This is a genomic window from Paracoccus sp. KR1-242 (assembly GCF_049446195.1).
Classification (GTDB): Bacteria; Pseudomonadota; Alphaproteobacteria; order Rhodobacterales; family Rhodobacteraceae; genus Paracoccus; species Paracoccus broussonetiae.
Genome location: NZ_JBMSED010000005.1, coordinates 44159 through 60959, shown reverse-complemented (window position 1 = coordinate 60959; position 16801 = coordinate 44159). Strand labels below are relative to the sequence as shown.

The 16801-nt window shown below is 62.7% G+C and carries 15 protein-coding genes; 3 read left to right on the top strand and 12 right to left on the bottom strand.

Annotated elements, in window-relative coordinates; all coding sequences use genetic code 11:
* The first annotated feature begins 155 nt into the window (after nt 1–155).
* On the top strand, nt 156–1151 hold the full coding sequence (locus ACO2Q4_RS08925; RefSeq protein WP_423318734.1) for a siderophore-interacting protein: 996 nt from the start codon (nt 156–158) through the stop codon (nt 1149–1151).
* On the opposite strand, the gene ACO2Q4_RS08920 is transcribed toward ACO2Q4_RS08925, so the two are convergent.
* The 8 genes from ACO2Q4_RS08920 to ACO2Q4_RS08885 all read right to left on the bottom strand — a co-directional run bounded on the left by ACO2Q4_RS08920 (nt 1130) and on the right by ACO2Q4_RS08885 (nt 10842).
* Complete coding sequence (locus tag ACO2Q4_RS08920; protein WP_311759239.1) at nt 1130–2830, bottom strand: ABC transporter ATP-binding protein; 1701 nt, start codon at nt 2828–2830, stop codon at nt 1130–1132. The genes ACO2Q4_RS08925 and ACO2Q4_RS08920 overlap by 22 nt on opposite strands.
* A 19-nt stretch (nt 2831–2849) precedes the next feature.
* Nucleotides 2850–3626 carry an ABC transporter ATP-binding protein gene (locus ACO2Q4_RS08915; RefSeq protein ID WP_311759240.1) on the bottom strand — a complete coding sequence of 259 codons (777 nt, stop codon included), beginning with the start codon at nt 3624–3626 and terminating at the stop codon, nt 2850–2852.
* The gene (fhuB, locus tag ACO2Q4_RS08910) at nt 3623–5593 is read right to left on the bottom strand and encodes a Fe(3+)-hydroxamate ABC transporter permease FhuB (protein ID WP_423318732.1); all 1971 of its coding nucleotides are present in this window, start codon (nt 5591–5593) and stop codon (nt 3623–3625) included. Before fhuB ends, ACO2Q4_RS08915 begins: the two co-directional genes overlap by 4 nt.
* Complete coding sequence (locus tag ACO2Q4_RS08905) at nt 5590–6495, bottom strand: iron-siderophore ABC transporter substrate-binding protein (RefSeq protein WP_423318989.1); 906 nt, start codon at nt 6493–6495, stop codon at nt 5590–5592. The genes fhuB and ACO2Q4_RS08905 overlap by 4 nt, the downstream gene beginning before the upstream one ends.
* Nucleotides 6492–7781, bottom strand: coding sequence for a TonB-dependent receptor domain-containing protein (locus tag ACO2Q4_RS08900; RefSeq protein WP_423318730.1), 1290 nt, complete (start codon nt 7779–7781; stop codon nt 6492–6494). The genes ACO2Q4_RS08905 and ACO2Q4_RS08900 overlap by 4 nt, the downstream gene beginning before the upstream one ends.
* 3 nt (nt 7782–7784) lie before the next feature.
* Nucleotides 7785–8057 (bottom strand): hypothetical protein, encoded by a 273-nt coding sequence (locus tag ACO2Q4_RS08895; protein ID WP_423318728.1) that lies wholly within the window; start codon nt 8055–8057, stop codon nt 7785–7787.
* Between the two features lie 303 nt (nt 8058–8360).
* A complete protein-coding gene (locus tag ACO2Q4_RS08890) occupies nt 8361–9461 on the bottom strand; it encodes a ParB/RepB/Spo0J family partition protein (RefSeq protein WP_423318726.1) in 1101 nt (366 codons plus the stop codon).
* Complete coding sequence (locus tag ACO2Q4_RS08885; RefSeq protein ID WP_395133056.1) at nt 9454–10842, bottom strand: AAA family ATPase; 1389 nt, start codon at nt 10840–10842, stop codon at nt 9454–9456. Before ACO2Q4_RS08885 ends, ACO2Q4_RS08890 begins: the two co-directional genes overlap by 8 nt.
* A 561-nt stretch (nt 10843–11403) precedes the next feature.
* On the opposite strand from ACO2Q4_RS08885, the gene ACO2Q4_RS08880 reads away from it, so the two are divergent.
* Nucleotides 11404–12663, top strand: coding sequence for a replication initiation protein (locus tag ACO2Q4_RS08880; RefSeq protein ID WP_423318724.1), 1260 nt, complete (start codon nt 11404–11406; stop codon nt 12661–12663).
* 8 nt (nt 12664–12671) lie between these two features.
* On the opposite strand, the gene epmA is transcribed toward ACO2Q4_RS08880, so the two are convergent.
* Nucleotides 12672–13727 carry an EF-P lysine aminoacylase EpmA gene (epmA, locus tag ACO2Q4_RS08875; protein WP_423318722.1) on the bottom strand — a complete coding sequence of 352 codons (1056 nt, stop codon included), beginning with the start codon at nt 13725–13727 and terminating at the stop codon, nt 12672–12674.
* 138 nt (nt 13728–13865) lie between these two features.
* Here epmA and efp point away from each other — a divergent pair, with 138 nt between their 5' ends.
* Nucleotides 13866–14432: an elongation factor P gene (efp, locus tag ACO2Q4_RS08870; RefSeq protein ID WP_311759249.1), complete on the top strand. Its 567-nt coding sequence runs from the start codon at nt 13866–13868 to the stop codon at nt 14430–14432.
* Between the two features lie 36 nt (nt 14433–14468).
* On the opposite strand, the gene ACO2Q4_RS08865 is transcribed toward efp, so the two are convergent.
* Genes ACO2Q4_RS08865 through phnL form a run of 3 tightly spaced genes read right to left on the bottom strand, consistent with a single transcriptional unit; the run spans nt 14469 to nt 16800 of the window.
* The gene (locus ACO2Q4_RS08865; protein WP_311759250.1) at nt 14469–15599 is read right to left on the bottom strand and encodes an alpha-D-ribose 1-methylphosphonate 5-triphosphate diphosphatase; all 1131 of its coding nucleotides are present in this window, start codon (nt 15597–15599) and stop codon (nt 14469–14471) included.
* On the bottom strand, nt 15596–16120 hold the full coding sequence (locus ACO2Q4_RS08860; protein WP_311759251.1) for a phosphonate metabolism protein/1,5-bisphosphokinase (PRPP-forming) PhnN: 525 nt from the start codon (nt 16118–16120) through the stop codon (nt 15596–15598). The genes ACO2Q4_RS08865 and ACO2Q4_RS08860 overlap by 4 nt, the downstream gene beginning before the upstream one ends.
* Entirely contained in the window at nt 16117–16800 is a 684-nt protein-coding gene (gene phnL / locus ACO2Q4_RS08855; RefSeq protein WP_423318719.1) for a phosphonate C-P lyase system protein PhnL, read from the bottom strand. The genes ACO2Q4_RS08860 and phnL overlap by 4 nt, the downstream gene beginning before the upstream one ends.
* Between the last annotated feature and the right edge of the window lies 1 nt (nt 16801).

Sequence of the window (16801 nt, the reverse complement as noted above, 5' to 3'; positions counted from 1 at the left end):
GCAACCCCACTCCCCGCTTGCTTCGCCAAACCAGTTGTGGACCCTGACAGCGGGTGCTGCCAACCCCCATGCTTGTCTGCGTATTGATCAAAACGGGAATTGCCGATGTTTTCTCTTGGGTATATGGTCCCGGCGACACAAGTGGAAGGCACGGCATGTTTCCCATTCGCCCGCACCGCAGCATCGGAACCCTGAATTCGGCTTCCGGCGTCGCCTCGGCCTTGCTTCGCGCGCGCGCGGCGGAATGGGAAATAGATCTGTTCGAGACGCCGGAAAGCCTGACCATGCATGTCTGGGGCAGCGAGATGTCCCTGATCCCCGGTGACGGGATCGCGCGGATCGAACTCAGCGCGCCCGAACAGCGACTGATCGGTGTCCTGCAGGACAGCGCCACCGAGCTGTTCGAAAGCCACGGCATGTCGATCATTTGGGACAGCGTTGACGAAGGTGCGCTTGCTCCGGGTCTGGCCCTGATGCAGCTGGTCAGCGTCACCCAGCGCACACCCGGCTTCATCCGCGTCCGCCTGTCCGGCCCCGAGGCCGCGCGCTTCGGCCAGGGCAGCATGCATTTCCGTCTTTTGCTGCCGCCCGAGGGTCGCAGCGCCATCTGGCCGCGCATCGCCGCCAATGGCCGCACGCGCTGGCCAGAGGGCCAGGATGCGCTGCACCGCCCGGTCTATACCATTGCCGAACAGCGCGAGGACTGGATCGACTTCGATATTTTCAGCCATGTCGGCAGCCCGACCTGCGACTGGGCCGCGCGTGTCCAGCCCGGCACCATCATCGGCATCATGGGACCGGGCGGCGGTTGGTGCCCCGAAGCCGAGGAGCTTTGGCTTTTCGGGGATGAGACCGCGCTGCCCGCGATCACCCGCATGCTGGACCTGGCGCAGGGCCAGGCGCGCGCCTTTGTGCGCGCCGCCGGTCATGATCTGGGCCCGGTGGCCGACGATCCGCGGGTGACCGTGACCGAAGACCTGATGAAGGCGCTGGCCGACGCCCGGATTGACGCCGATGGTGACTTGCATGTCTGGTTCGCTGGTCACGCGACCTTGGCCCGCGAGGCGCGCCGCCATCTTGCGGCGCGCGGCCTGAACAAGCGGCAGTTCACCGCCGCCGCTTATTGGGGTCAGCCCGACAGCCGGGCGTAAACCCCACCCTGCGCGATCAGCGGGCCGTGCTGCCCGCTTTCGACGATCCGCCCCTCCTGCATGACGATGATCCGGTCCGCATTGCGGATCGTCCCCAGCCTATGCGCGATGACCAGCGTCGTGCGACCCACGGCCAGCGCGTCCAGAGCCGACTGGATCTCGCGCTCGGTCTGGCTGTCCAGCGCCGAGGTCGCCTCGTCCAGGATCAGGATGGGCGGATTCTTCAGGAAGGCCCGCGCAATGGCGACGCGCTGCTTCTGGCCGCCCGACAGCATCACGCCACGTTCGCCGACGATGGTATCCAGCCCTTCGGTCAGACCGGCAATCATCGGGCCAAGCTGGGCTTGTTCGGCGGCACGCATGATTTCAGCATCCGAAGCACCAAGCCGGCCATAGGCGATGTTTTCGCGCAGCGTCCCACCGAACAGAAAGACATCCTGGCTGACGAGACCGATCTGGCGGCGCAGGCTGTTCAGCTTCATCTGGTCAAGCGGGACACCGTCCACGGTGATCCGGCCCTGTGTCGGTTCATAAAACCTCGGGAGCAAGGCCAGCAGCGTCGTCTTGCCGGCGCCCGAGGGGCCGACAAAGGCCACCGTTTCGCCAGCCGAGATCGTCAGATCGATGCCCTTCAGGATCGGCCGGTCGGCATCATAGCCGAAGCCCACATCCTCGAACCGGATATCGCCTCGCAAGGCGGGGGCGTCGATCGCATCCGGGGCGTCCCGGATTTCGGGCTCGGTCCCCAGCAACTCCTGATAGCGACGAAACCCGGCCAGGCCGCGCGGATAGGTTTCGATCACGGCGGCGATCTTTTCGAGTGGGCGATAGAATACGCCGACCAGCAGCAGGAAGCCGACGAATCCGCCGGTGGTCAGCTGCCCCGAAAGTACATAGCCCGCCCCCATGACCATGACCACGACCTGCACCAGGCGCAGTCCCATGTATTGCAGCGCCGAGGATACCGCCATGACGCGATAGGCCTGCAGCTTGGTCTGGCGGTAACTTTGGTTGTCGGTGGCGAAAAGATCGGATTCATGGGCCTCGTTGCCAAAGGCCTGCACGACCCGGACGCCACCCAACGCCTCTTCCAGACGCACGTTGAAATCGCCAACGCGGGCATAGATCGCGCGCCAGGTGCGCGTCATGCGGCCGCCGTAGAAGATCACAAGAACCAGCATTGCCGGCACGATCAGCGCCACGATCAGCGCAAGCTGCGGATTGATGCTGAACATCAGAAGGAAGGCGCCAATGAAGGTCATCAGGGCGATGAAGGCGTCTTCGGGACCGTGATGGGCAACCTCGCCGATCTCTTCCAGGTCACGCGTGACACGGGCCACCAGCTTGCCGGTGCGCGCGCGGTCATACCAGCGCCAGCTGAGGCGAGTCAGGTGGTCAAAGGCGCGGGCCCGCATCTCGGTCTCGATATTGATGCCCAGCATGTGACCCCAATAGATCACGATGGACATCAGCCCGGTATTGACCAGGTAAAGCGCCATCAGGCCAATGGCCGCGACGACGGTCAGTCCCCAGTTGCCCTGCGGCAGCAGGTGATCGATGAAGGCGGTGACCGCCAGTGGAAAGGCCAGTTCCAACAGCCCCGACAGGACGGCACAGCCGAAATCCAGCCAGAACAGCCCCATCCAGGGGCGATAATATGCGAAGAAATCGCGCAGCATCTTAAGTCCTTGTTCGTCCTTATGCGGGAATGGCGACCCGGCCGCCATCCTCGCGTCGCAGAACCTGCATCGGCAGGCCATAGATCCGGGCCAGCGCCTCGGCGGTCATCAGGTCGTCCGGCGTGCCCTGCAGGGTCAACCGACCGCCCTTCAATGCAATCACATGGTCGCTGAACCGGGCGGCCATGTTCACCTCATGCAGGACCACGATCGCGCTTCGGCCCTGCTCATGGCACATCCGGCGCACCAGCGAAAGAACCTCGACCTGATGGGCAATGTCGAGCGCCGAGATCGGCTCGTCCAGCAAAAGCGCGCCCGCCTGCTGCGCGACCATCATGGCAAGCCACGCGCGCTGGCGTTCACCGCCCGACAGCGTATCGACCAGACGGTCGGCCAGCGGCTCGATCGCGCATTCCGCCAGCGCCGCATCGACCGCTGCATGGTCCTGCGGACCGAAGCGCCCAAGCGCTCCGTGCCAGGGATAGCGGCCGAGCGAGACCAGTTCGCGCACGGTCATCCCCTCGGCCGGGGGGGTGGTCTGGGGCATGAAGGCCAGCGCGCGCGCATAGTCCCGCGCCGACCACTCTGGCAGGCCGCGCCCAAGAAACGCCGCCTGCCCCGACGAAGCACGGATCTGCCGTGCCATCACCTTCAGCAGCGTGGATTTTCCCGATCCGTTATGGCCGATCAGCGCGACGACCTGACCCTTGGGAATGGTCAGGTCCAGTCCATCCAGCAACCGGCGGCCGGGCACATCCACACAAAGCCCGGACATCCTGAAAAGCGGTTCGGTCATCGCCTGATCCTCAACATCAACCAAATGAGCCAGGGTGCACCCAGAAGCGAGGCGAACAGGCCCAAGGGCATTTCATAGGGGAAGCCCGCCATCCTTGCGCCGAAATCAGCCGCGATCATCAGGATCGCGCCGATCAGGGCGGCCCCCGTCACGTGATCGCGCGGTCGGGCAAATCCGATCCGGCGCGCCAGGTGCGGGGCCATCAGGCCGACGAAGCTGACCGGGCCAACCAGCACCGTCGCCGCCCCGGTGCCAAGTCCCGCAAGCACGATTAGTGCGGTCCGCGCCAGTTGCAGCGGCAGCCCCAGTCCGATCGCCACTTCGGCACCAAGCGGCAGTGCGCCAAGCCATCGATGCGCCATCATCGCCGCCGCAAGCAGGCCCACGGCCAGAATTCCCAGCACCGCGGCCTGCCCCGGCCCGACGGTGCTGGAGGAACCGCTGAGCCAGGCGAGCACCTGCCAGGATTCGGCGGATCCGGTGGCCATGACCGCCGACAGGACGGCCGCCGCCATCGCCGAGACCGAGATCCCGGCCAGCAGTACCCGCTCTGCCGGCATGTCGCGGCGGCGCGCATAGGTTCCGACAAGGGCCAGCGCCAACGCTCCACCAATCATGGTGCCAAGGGTGCGAATGCCCGTTCCCGGCATGGCGAATAAAAACAGCGTCGCCGCATAACCGATTGCCGCGCCACCCGACACGCCAAGCACCTCGGGCGAGGCGAGCGGGTTCGCGGTCAATCGCTGCAGGATCGCTCCGGCCATGGCGAGAAGCGCCCCTGCGGCGGCGGCGGCAACCAGCCTTGGCAGGCGCAGCGGCAAGAAGGCGCGGAAGCTTGCCCAATCGAGAACCGCCCAGCCATGCGGCAAGCGCCCGATCCAGACGAGTACAAGCGCAAGCACAACGGCCATGGACAGAAGGCCCCACAGCAGGGGTGCGGGGCAGAACAGCCGCGGCACGGGCCCTTCGGCTGTCTCGGTTCCCGGTGGGGTCGAGCCGCGCAACCGGGGAAGCAGCCAGATCAGCAGCGGCCCTCCGATCAGGCCGGTCAGGGCACCGGTCGGGAACATTTCACCGGTCGCGCCCGCCACCAGCAGAACAATCCCATCGCTGACGGACAGGATCAGCGCTCCGACCAGCGGAGCCAGGGCCAGCACCTGCCCCATGCTTCGCGCGCCCATGCTGCGTGCCAGCGCGGGCGCAGCCAGGCCCACAAATCCGACCAGGCCCAGTTCGGCCGAAACCGCCCCAGCCAGCAGCACCGCAAGCGCAAGGACGGCAAAGCGCACCAGCGCCACGTTCATGCCCAGTCCGCTTGCCCCCGCCGCGCCCAGCGACAGCACGCGCAGAGGGCGAACCAGGCAGGCAGCCCCTGCCCCGGCAACAGCCAGGACCATCGCAAGGGCGCGCACCCCGCTCCAATCCTGCTGGACGAGCGAGCCTCCGTTCCAAATGACCAGCGACAGCAGATATTCCCCACGCGACAGCGTGATCGCCGTCGCGATGGAGGATGCGGTCAGCGAGATCAGCATGCCCGCAATTACCATCGTCACGGGAGCAAACGCGCGCCGCGCGCCAATCGCCATGACCAAAGCGGCGGCCCCCGCCGCCCCGACCAATGCGGCGGGCCATCGGCCGTGATCGAGCAGGCCGGGTGCGTAGATGGTCGCGATCACGAGGCAAAGCTGCGCCCCGGACGAGATGCCCAAGGTTGTCGGATCGGCGACGGGGTTTCGCAGGACCGCTTGAAGCAGCGCCCCGGACAGGCCGAGCGCCGCACCCGCGATCAAGGCGATGACCCCGCGCGGCATCAGCCCGAAAGCCAGCAATATCTGGTCAAGCGACATTGCCTGCGGATCGAAGGGCCAGGCGGGCCAGCCAGTGGGCATCAGCCGAAACGCGACAAGGCCCCAGAGTGCCAGTGCCGCCAGCGCGGCTAGGCTCAGCGGAATTATGGGGCGTTTCATACTTGGCTTGGTCCCGTCTCAAACGCTTCGGCCAGCAACTCGGCAAAGCGCAGCGCCGCCGGCAGGCCACCGAAGGGGGTGACGCTTGGCAATTGATACACCCGCTCGCCCCGGACCTGAGGCAGTGCCCGCCACAGGACGCTGCGCCTGAGCGACTGGCGTGCCTCGACCGCGACATCCCCGACGATGACAAGCCGCGCCTCGGGCAGATCGACCAGACGTTCGAGTGGGATCGGCGCCCGGAAACTGAACCTTGTTCGACCTTCCCAGCCATTCTGAAGTCCAAGGCGCACAAGCACATCCCCGAACATGCTGTCAAAACCGAATGCTCGCAGGTGCCGCGCGTCACCGATATCCACCAAGCCGACGGGGCGATCCGCCATTCCGGCAAGGCGCGCCGCAGCGCGCTCAAATCCCACCTCGGCATCAGAGGCTGCCCGATATGCAGCTTCTGGCCGGTCAGTGGCGGCAGCCAACGCTTCAAGGGCCGCGAAGGCCTTCTGCAAGGGACGCTCGCCCGGAACATAGAATGGCAGCGACAGAACCGGGGCGATGCCTTCCAGCCGAGGCCGATGCTGTTCGTAAAATGGAGAGCTGAGGATCAGATCGGGCCGGGTCAGCTGGAGCAGTTCGAAATTCGGCGCACCGCGCAGGCCCAGGTCGACGACATCCGGGGGGATGACCGGTGTGACCGCTTGCGCCCGGTAGCCGATCAGCTCGCAGGCAGCGACCGGCATTTGCCCGAGCGCGACCGCAGTTTCCAGCATGGCCCAGTCGATCGCCGCAAGCCGCGGCCCCTGCCCCGCCCGCACCAAGGTCGGCGCGAAAAGCGAGCCCGTCGCCGCGAAAGCGGCGACGGAGCGAAGAAAGGCGCGCCGGCCCGTCTGGAAGGGGCCTGTCACCACTTGTAGGTCAACCACGCCTGAACCTCGCGCACCTCTGCGTAGTGGCAACCGAAGCTGCCGTAGCTTGCGATGTACTCCTCTTCGGTGATGCCGAAGCGGTTCACCGACGCCTCAAACGTGCCGCGCGTATAGCGGGCCGCCAGATCACCCAAGGTCACGGCATCAACCTTGAACAAAATGTTCAGGTCACCGTAACGCTCACCGATATAGCGCAGACCAGCACCCACGCGGAAACCGCTACCGAAGTCATCATTCGGCCACAGACTTACCTCGTTGTAGGACATGCGCAGGCCTTCCACGGCCTCGCCCTTCTGGCAGGCATCCGTGTAGGCACAGGCCGCGAGCATGTCCCAACCTTCGGACAGTTCCGCGGTCGCTTCAAGTTCGACGCCTTTCGAATGACCTTCGCCCACCTGCTCGGGGAAACCGTCGATGGTGCAAGCGACGTTGCTTGGCCTCGTGTAATAGACCGCGTCGGTGAACAGCGCATCGAAGGCGGGCGGCCGACACTCCTCGCCAGCTTCCCACTGCTTGCTCGCGGTCGGCCCGAAGATGCTACCAACCCAGTCGGTTCCGATTTCCGGCTCGGATGAGGCAGAATAGCTGATATAGGGCGCCACGCCGCTATTGAAGGCATACGACAGGCCGACACGCCCGGTGGTCGCCTCATCCCGCTGGTAGGCGTCGTTTGCGTTGCCTACCCTCAGGAATTTGGTGAGGACGTCTCTCGTCTGGCTGGACCAGTCATGGCGCAAGGCAAACGTCGCGCGCCAGCTGTTCCATGCGATTTCGTCCTGACCATAGATCCCGGTCTGTTCGATCGTCAGATTCTCAATTTTGGTATACCAAATGTTCCACGGAACGGCGACATAGTCCCAGTCAAATTCCTGGTAACACACGCCCTGCCGGAACTGCCGGCCATTGTCCGGGTCGCGTTTGCACCCGACCCCTTGGTTGAGCATCTTGCGGTCGCGGTTATCCGTATCAGGATAACCCGCATGGAGTTCACGCAGGTCGTCGGCATTCCCGATCTTGGTCAGCGCAAAGGGACTTCCTGCGGGCGAGAGCTGTGGATCCTTCGAGACCGGACCGCGAAGAACCTCGATCCGCTTGCGGCCATAGAGTTCATAGGCTGGCGCGCCGAATTTGCGGATCAGATCCAGGCCGTTCAGATATTGAGAGTCGGACGCATTGAACCCGTGCAGGATCGACAGATCAAAGCGAAGTTTGGCCCCGAACGGCTCGGCCGTGACGCCCGCCATATAGCGCAGAGCCTGAGACATGCTTTAAGCGCCCTGGTCACGGATCTGCTGGTTTGTGAGGACCGAAACCGATTGCTGTGTTTCAAGCACCTTTGCCTCGGTCTTGGTGGCAATCGGGGCGGTTGGAGCCACATAGACGTGTGTCGACGCTGTCGCGTTAAGCACGACTCCATCCAGAACGACGGTAGCCCCGGCCGCTGTCGCATCGGCTGCTGCGCCATTGCCCTGGGCCATCACCGGCAACGAGAGAGAAATGAGGCTCGTCCAGGTCAGCAACGAGAGTCGAAACGGTTTCATGGGCTCGCCTCTCTTTTGCGCGGCTTGGATCAAGGGCGTGGATGATCCGCCCCCAATCCTGATGCTTTTTGTTAATTTTCCAATTGCGACATTTGGGACGCGAGCGCAAGTGTTACTTGGACCAGTGCGCCCGGGCTTGGCGGGTCTGACCACACCTTGGGTCACCATCCGAAACAAACCCGGCAGAACCCGGCATCAGCAACGTAATCTGCCTGGAACGCGATTCTTCGGGTCAGCCAATCCCGTCGCCTTGTTCGCGCGAGACCTACAGCGACAAGAAGACGCGAACATGCGCTCCTGTATTCAGGTACCTTTCATCAGAGCTATTTCGACAGCTTGCATGATTGCCTCGAGCACCTCGTCATCAAGTGGCATACCTTCAATGCGGATGAAGTGTCCTTGAACATCGTGATCCAGCCGCAGGCGCACACCGTCGGAAAGGTATTTCACCTTCTGCGAAGGCGACGGAGCGGCAACACGGCGGGGACGTCCGCCCCGGCTGGTGTCGCGCGGAGCGTCTTCCCCTCTCTGGACCACCGGCTCCAGAAGCGCCCATTCCGCATCGCCGTCGCTTGGCTGGCCAGTGGCGAGTACGCGACGCAACTCGTCAGTCATCCCCGCGCGTAAAGCCCCCGCGAGGCGCAGACCTTGCCGTTCAGTAAGCACCTGCGGATAAATCAGCAGATCCCCTAATTCTTCATGGATCTGGGCGAATGACCGAAGCTTGGAACGCTTGGCCTTGGATCCCGAAGAGAAGAGTTGCTCGATCGCTTCCTCGACGGTTTCGAAGGCCCCGTTGTCAGATGCGACGACTGCCACCCTGCCCCGCTCGTATTGGCTGAGCCCCGCGCGGATCTCATTCTCCTCAACCATGGCGACGAAAGCAGCTGCCGCACCCTCGGGTTTTCGGATCAGTGCGCGGATCGTGGTGTATTCGCCGCGCCCTGTTTCACCCAGAAGCGTCTTGATGGCAGTCAAACGGCGGTAGCCGGAAATAAGACCATAGAGCTTGCCGCCCTCGGGTACGGCAAGCTCGTATAGCTCGATCGGTAGCCGCAACCCATGGCTCAGGATCGAGGATTTCAGCTCGGCCATTTCTTCGGGGTCAAGCGCCATCCTGTCCCGCATCATCTGATCGGTGACAATTTCGGACAAGGCAACGTCCCGAGCAATCATTCCGCGGGCTTCAGCTTCGCGAAACCGCTCGGCATCCTTGCGGTTGCGTGCAGCCTCTGTCCGTTCCTCGGTCGATTGAAGCGGGGCAAGGGCCGCCGCTTCTGCCGCGACAGTCGCAATCGGCACCGATATCCCGAACGGATCCAAGCGAGTTTCGCGCGCGAAACCATCCTCGATTTCCTTCAATTGTTCGCGGGTGGGTGCCTCGAGTTGCCTGCGCTTAGCCATGTTCCGCCTCTTTGTTCATTGCCATGTCCCGCCACCAGGACCCGATCAGGATCTCCTTTACCTCGGCATAGGTACGATCGAAGGTTTCGCGCCCCCGGACATAGGTTTCCCGATTGAAGTCGCGATAATCGGCCTCATAGATCCCGTTCACCTGTTCGCCCGCCTGACCGACCAGCGCCGTGAAATCCTGACGGTAGGTGGTCATGAAATCACCGAAGTAGGCTTGAATGACATTGGCCAGGTTTGTTTGCTGAGCAGCATCAAAACGGGTGATAATGGCACGGACGACATCCCATTCGAACTTCATCTCAGGCAAACCCTGGCGTCGCCTGACAGAGTTCTCGCCGTCCTCGATGCTCGCAAATGTCGAGTAGAGCATGTCAAAAAACCGACCCGTCGAGTCAAATTCCAGGAATGATGCCCCAAGCGGGACAAGCAAGATATCCGCCGCTGCCAGCGCATTGATCGTCAGGTACCCAAGTGCAGGAGGCGTATCGAGAAGGACAACATCATAGTTGGACAGCACCCCTTCCCGGTCCAGAAAACCTGTCAGCGCGTCCCAGAGCGGCCATCCACGCAATCCCATCCGCCAAACGGGAATCTGGAACTCGGCCCAATAAAGGTTCAGCTGCGCGCCGATCAGATCGATGTTCGGCCAATGCGTCTTCTGGATGACGTCGCTCGCCGAAATCTTCAGCGCTTCGGATAGAGTTTCATCAAAGGGCAGGGGGTCTTCGCCCTGTGCCGCCCGAACCTCGTTTTCCGCTTGCAACGCGAGTGCATAATCCTTGGCGAGCAATGGGAAGATGGTTTTCCATTCGTCCTCAACCTTCCCACCCATGATCGATGTCATCGAACCTTGGCTATCCAGATCGATCACCAGGACCCGGTATCCATCCAGCGCCGCAGACATTGCAAGATGTGCGGCGGTCGATGTCTTTCCGACGCCGCCTTTGAAATTCGCGACCGCAATGACCTTGGCGGGCAGGCCCTCTGGCCGGAAGGGTCGATATTCCTTGCTGCTCGCGCCTTCGACTGCGAAGTGGTCACGCAACTGGATTACCTCCTCCAGGGTGAACCACTTCGTCCCGCCTTCCCCGATACCTTGCGGCAGATCCGTGTTCTGCTTGAGCACCCGGCGCAAATGTGCGGGTGCCACCGGAATCAGGTACCTGCAGATTTCCCAGATCGAGAACTTGCGAAGGCGCTTCGCACCATCAGGCGCATAGCCTCGCTTGGCCAGATCTGAACGGCCTCGCGCTGCGAAAGCTGCCGCTTTCGCGAATCGTGCCGTATCGATAGGCTCCCCCAATCGGGCTGCGGCCTGCTGTGGATCAAGGCTCAGATACGGCGGAGTCGCTGATTCATTCTTCTTCGACATGTTGCTTCTGCCTGCATGATGTGTCGAGTTTTCTTGGTTATGAGAGGGAATATCGCACATACGCTACGGTATGGGAATCTCGAAGTGAGCAGGGCGCAGTTTCGCCGCGAAACCTTCCTTTTACGGCCAGGAACTCGCCTTGAAGGCACCATCAAGTTGAGAATCTTTAGAAGAACTTTAAGAGTCTTTGCTTCCATTAAGTATCTGTAGATAACACATAATTTTGGCGCGATGAACCTATTCACGGGAGCAATGGGACCCAAAGACAGGCTATAGAGCACCAGCTTTCAGGAACTCAGGTGCAGATTCGCGGTTTTTTGGGTCTCCGGAACCGGGATGGCCCGAATTTCCCATTGATTGTAAGGCTCCCACCCGCTGCCAGACCACGCCGTCCCGTAAACAGGCGCCTGAATACACCATAGGGTCAGCCTACGGCACCTGTTTACGGGATAGAAATGTCTCTTCCTTAAGGCACCTCCCGTGCACTTGCTGGAGGGTACTTTCTCTGCGATGATGAAATTAAGAATCTGGCAAACGGATCAAGGGCAGGAGATTGACGGGATGACGGATCAGGTCATTACCCTGACAGGGGCATTGCGGCGGGGCTCGGTCAAAAAGAACGTCGCTGCGATCCATGTATCGGGAAAGCTGACGCTACTGCAGCGGAAGTTGTCGAACGTGCTTTTGCTGAACGCATATGACCACCTGATGACGCGTCCCAGCCATCGCATCGATGCGCGCACGCTTTGCACCATGATCGGGTATAATTCGAACGACATGGACACGCTGAAGCAGGCATTGCGCAGTCTGGCCGAGACCCTGGCGGAATGGGACATGCTTGACGACAAGGGCCGCCAGGAATGGGGCGTGTCTGCGCTTCTGTCTTATGCCCGGTTGCGGGGCGGGGTCTGCGAATATGCCTATTCGCCCGCACTTGCGGAAAAGCTGCATGATCCCAAGGTCTTTGCGCTTATCAATCTGAACATCCAGAAGCGTTTCTCCAGCGGACATGCGCTGGCGCTTTATGAAAACTGCTATCGCTTCGTCAGGACCGGCAGCACGGGTTGGTGGCCGCTTGACCTTTTCCGCAGGTTGATGGGAGTTGACGGCAGCTCTTACTACGAAAACTACAAGCACCTGAATGCAAAGATCATCAAGCCCGCGGTGGCCGAGGTGAACAAGAACTCGAACATCATCATCACGCCCGAAAATCGGAAAGAGGGCAGGGTGGTCGCGCAGATCCGCTTTCGGATCAAGGATAATCCGCAATTGCCGATGTTCGAGATCGACGACCAAGAGGGTGTGCGCAAGTCCGGTACCTACGCACGCCTGATCGGACTTGGGGCAAGTGATCGCCTGGCACGGCAATGGATCGCGGATCACGGCGAGGATCATGTCGATCAGAAGCTTGCTTACGTCGCGGGGCAGAAAGGGGTCGAAAGCCCGGTCCGTTATCTGTCCGCCGCGCTCCGCGACGGGTTCGGTGCGAAACTGCCCGAGCCCGACCCGGCCACCGTCCTGATGTTGCGCCAGCGCGAGGAAGCCTTGGCATCCGAGCAGGCCCGCCTTCGCGCTGAACGCGATGCGGTGTCCGAGGAGCGTCGGGTCCGTACCGCCAGGATAGACCGGGTGCGAGAGATTGCGGATGCCCGCAACCCGACCCAAAGGGATGCGGATCGAAGGATGTTCCTGTCACGATTGGACGACGAACTCGATCGTGGCGATTTCGTGCGGCACGGCTGGAGCTCGGCCCTGAATCTTCGGGCTATCCTGGGGTTCTGGGAAGACATGGTCCCGGGGATTTTCGAAGACGTGGCCTGAGGCGCTCGTCAGGACTCGCATCGCGGGACCGGCGTCCATATGATGTCGTCGATGCGGGGCGCACCCGTGGCCAGCATCACCAGCCGGTCAAAACCAAGCGCGCAGCCCGATGCAGGTGGCATCAGGGCAAGGGCGGCTAGAAAGTCCTCATCCAGCGGATAGCACTCGCCATAGATGCGGTGCTTTTCTTCCATTTCCAGCACAAAGCGGTGGCGCTGTTCCTGGGGGTCTGTCAACTCGCCAAAGCCGTTGGCCAGTTCAACGCCGCAGGCATAGAATTCGAAGCGTTCGGCCTCGCTTGGGTTATCCGCAGAACGCCGCGCAAGCGCGGCTTCTGCAGTGGGATAGCGGTCCAGGATCAGCGGCCGTGATCTCCCCAGATGAGGCTCGACCTTCTCGACAAGCACGCGGGACATGATGTCGGACCAGGTATCGTCCCGTGCCAGCCGGATGCCTTTGGCCTCGGCCATCGCGCGCAACGCGCGGGTATCGGTTTCCGGTCCGTCGCAGGTCGCAAGCAGATCGATGTCGGCATATTCCAGAAACGCCTCCGCGACGGTCATGATGTCGGGCGGCGCATAGGGGTCGCAGGTCTGACCCCTATAATGTAGCTGGTCAGCGCCAGCGGCTTCTGCCGCCAGCCGCAGAAATGCCACGCAATCCTTGAACAGCTGACGATAGTCTTCTTCCACGCGATACCATTCCAGCATCGTGAATTCGGGGCTGTGCCGGTCCGTCCGTTCGCGATTGCGCCAGACATGTCCAAGCGAAAAGATGCGGCGCTCGCCCGCGGCCAGCAGTTTCTTCATCGCGAATTCGGGGCTGGTATGCAGATACATCCGGTGTGGTACACCGTCGTTCCCGATCAGATCGGTGGCAAAGCCGTGCAGATGCGCCTCGTTTCCGGGGCTGGTCGCCAGCGCGCAGGGATCGATCTCAAGAAAATCGGCCGAAGCCAGCCAGTCGCGGATGGCGGCCTGCGTGCGGTTCCGGGCAAGCAGTAGGGGGCGTCGTCCGGCATGGTATTCGGGTTGCCACCAGGATTGGGGGAGGGGCGCTTTCATCTGCCGGAATCCTTCATGAGCGCAAGGTGCCGCTTGCGACTGGCAATGCGACGCGGAAAACGCTAAGGGAAGCGTCATCTTTTGCCGGCCTTGTCTTGCCGGCTTCCCGGTATCTGAAATACACGCAAGGAACCAGCCTTGAAAGTCATCGCTTCAAGCCTTCGCAAAGGCAATGTCGTCGAAATCGACGGCCGTCTGCACGTCGTTCTGACGGCAACCAACTTCCACCCCGGCAAGGGCACGCCCACGACGCAGGTTGATCTGCGCCGCATTTCGGACGGCAACAAGGTGTCGGAACGCTGGAAGACCACCGAACAGGTCGAGCGCGCCCATGTCGATGAGCGCGCCTACAACTTCCTCTATGAGGACGCCGAGGGCTTCCACTTCATGGAGCCGGAAAGCTACGAACAAGTCACCGTTTCGCCCGACGTGGTGGGGGATGACAAGGTCTTCCTCGAGGATGGCATCAGCGTCTTCCTGCAGGTCCATAACGGCGTCGCCATCGCGATCGAGCTGCCGCAGAAGGTCACCGTCGAGGTCACCGAGACCGAGCCGGTGGTGAAGGGCCAGACGGCCTCGTCCAGCTACAAGCCAGCGATCGCCCATAATGGTGTACGCATCATGGTTCCTCCGCATATCGGGGTCGGGACGAAGGTGATCATCAACACCGCTGACCTCACCTATGTCGAGCGGGCGAAGTCCTGAACGGGATCAAGGGGCGCTTCGGCGCCCCTTTTCATTTCACGCGACACGGCGACCGGCGGACCAGACCCCGGTAACTCGCGCGGTCCGGTCCATGTCGTTAAGCCGGATCACGTCCGCCCGCAGGCCGACTTGCAGCCGTCCACGATCCTTCAGTCCGGTTGCCCGGGCAGGGGCGTCGGTCACGGTGCGAAACGCGCGCGGCAGATCCTGCCACAGCCGCGACAGGTGACAGGCCCCCAGCAGCAGGCTTGAAGGAATGTAATCGGACGAGATGATGTCGAGCAGGCCAGCCTGCGCCAGAGCCTCGGCCGCGACATTGCCTGAATGCGATCCCCCCCGGATCAGGTTCGGGCCGCCCATGATCGTGGCAATGCCGTGGTCATGGCAAGCCGCGGCGGCCTCTTCGGTGGTGGGGAATTCGGCCAGCCGGATGCCATGACCGGCGCTGGTCGTGACCTGCTCGGTCGTGGTGTCGTCGTGGCTGGCAAGGGTTGCGCCAAGCCTGCGGGCTGCGTCAACCGCACCGCGCTCATGCGCGTCGCCGAAGCGATCCCGCAGGTCCTTCAGCCGAGCGACATGGGCGGCGAATTCGTCATCGCTCAGCCCCTTCTTGCCCTGAACATATTGAGCCAGCTTTGCGATGTCGCGAAACTGGCGCTGGCCCGGCGTATGGTCCATCAGACTGACCAGCCCGACGCGGTCCTCGGCCCCGAATTCGGCCAGTTCGTCCAGCAGCGTCGCGCTGCAGATCTCGGCCCGGAGATGGATGAAGTGGCTGATCCGCATCCGGTTTGCAGCACTCAGTGCGTTGATCTCGGTGACGAGTGGGCGGGCGTATTTGGCGTAACCGGCGCCGTCATCGGGAATCGACCCGACGCGTACCGCATCGAACACGGTCGTGATGCCGGTCGCAGCCAGTTCGCCGTCATGGGCAAAGATCGCGGCAGAGTGGGGCCAGTCCACACCCGGTCGCGGCTGGATGTGTCGCTCCAGGTTGTCCGTGTGCAACTCGATCAGGCCGGGCGCAAGATGCGTTCCTCCACAATCCTCGGCCCCGGCCGGAACAGCATCGCCTTCGGTAATCGCGGCGATAAGCCCGTCTTCGATATGCAGCGCGCCCCGCATCACGCGGTCTTCCAGGATCAGTTGCGCATTCGCCAGAATCATGAATTCACCTTGTCCAGCGCCGCCAGAAACTGGTCAAGCGCAGCCTCGATCGTTGTGGAATTGTCGACAGGAAACACCCGCAGGCCATCGGGCAGGGGGCCGGTTTCGCGCGCGATACGCCTGGCAACCTCGGCCGCATCCTCGCGTCCCCGCGCGGCGAGCCGGCGGGCAAGGACATCGGGCCGGGCCGTGACGTGGATCACCTGCAGGTCGGGCAGGATCCGCTGCGCCTCGGCCAGCATTCGCCGGGACAGGTTGATCAGCCGGGGTCCCTCGCCAAAACCCTCCCGCGGCAGACCGTAGCGCAGGCCATGAGCATCCCAGTGCAGCAGGAACCGGCCTTCGGCCAGCATCCTGGCGAAAACCTCGGGGGTGACGCCCTCGAAGTCCTCGCCCCCCGCGTCCGAAGGGCGGGTGATGACGCGGCGGACGATGCCCAGTTCCGGGCGTCGGGCAAGCGCCGCCGCCATCAGCGTGTCTTTGCCCGCGCCCGAGGGACCGATGACCGCGAAATGTGTCATCGCCTGGTTTCCGGGGTGAAGCCCGAGACATCGACCACCCGGTCGCATAGTCGATTTCGCGCCAGCTCGTCATGGAAAATCCCCAGGATCGCGGCGCCGCGGGCCTTGGCTTCCTCGATCAGGTGGATCACCGTTTCGCGGTTGGCGGCATCAAGGCTTGCCGTCGGCTCGTCCAGCAGCATGGCCGGATAATCGTGAACGAAGCCCCGCGCGATGTTGACGCGCTGCTGCTCTCCACCCGAGAAGGTCGTGGGCGACAGGCTCCACAAATTCTCGCCAATCCGAAGGCGGGTCAGCAATGCGGCGGCGCGATCCTCTGCCTCGGCCATGTCGACGCCCAGCGACAGAAGCGGTTCGGCGACGACCCGCAATGTCGGGACACGCGGAACCACCCGCAGGAACTGACTGACATAGCCCAGCGTCCTGCGGCGCAAGGCGATGATCTCTCGCGGTTCGGCTGATGAAACTTCAAGCGATCCGACCGCGATGCGACCCGCGTCTGCGCGGTAATTGCCCCAGATCATCCGCATCAGGGTCGATTTTCCGGCGCCTGATGCCCCGGTCAGCGCAACGCATTCGCCCGGCGCGACGGCAAGGCTTGCGCCCTCCATCACCCGCAGGACCGTCCCGCCCTGATTGTGCAGGATGAATTCCTTGGCGACATTTTCGGCTTGGATCATG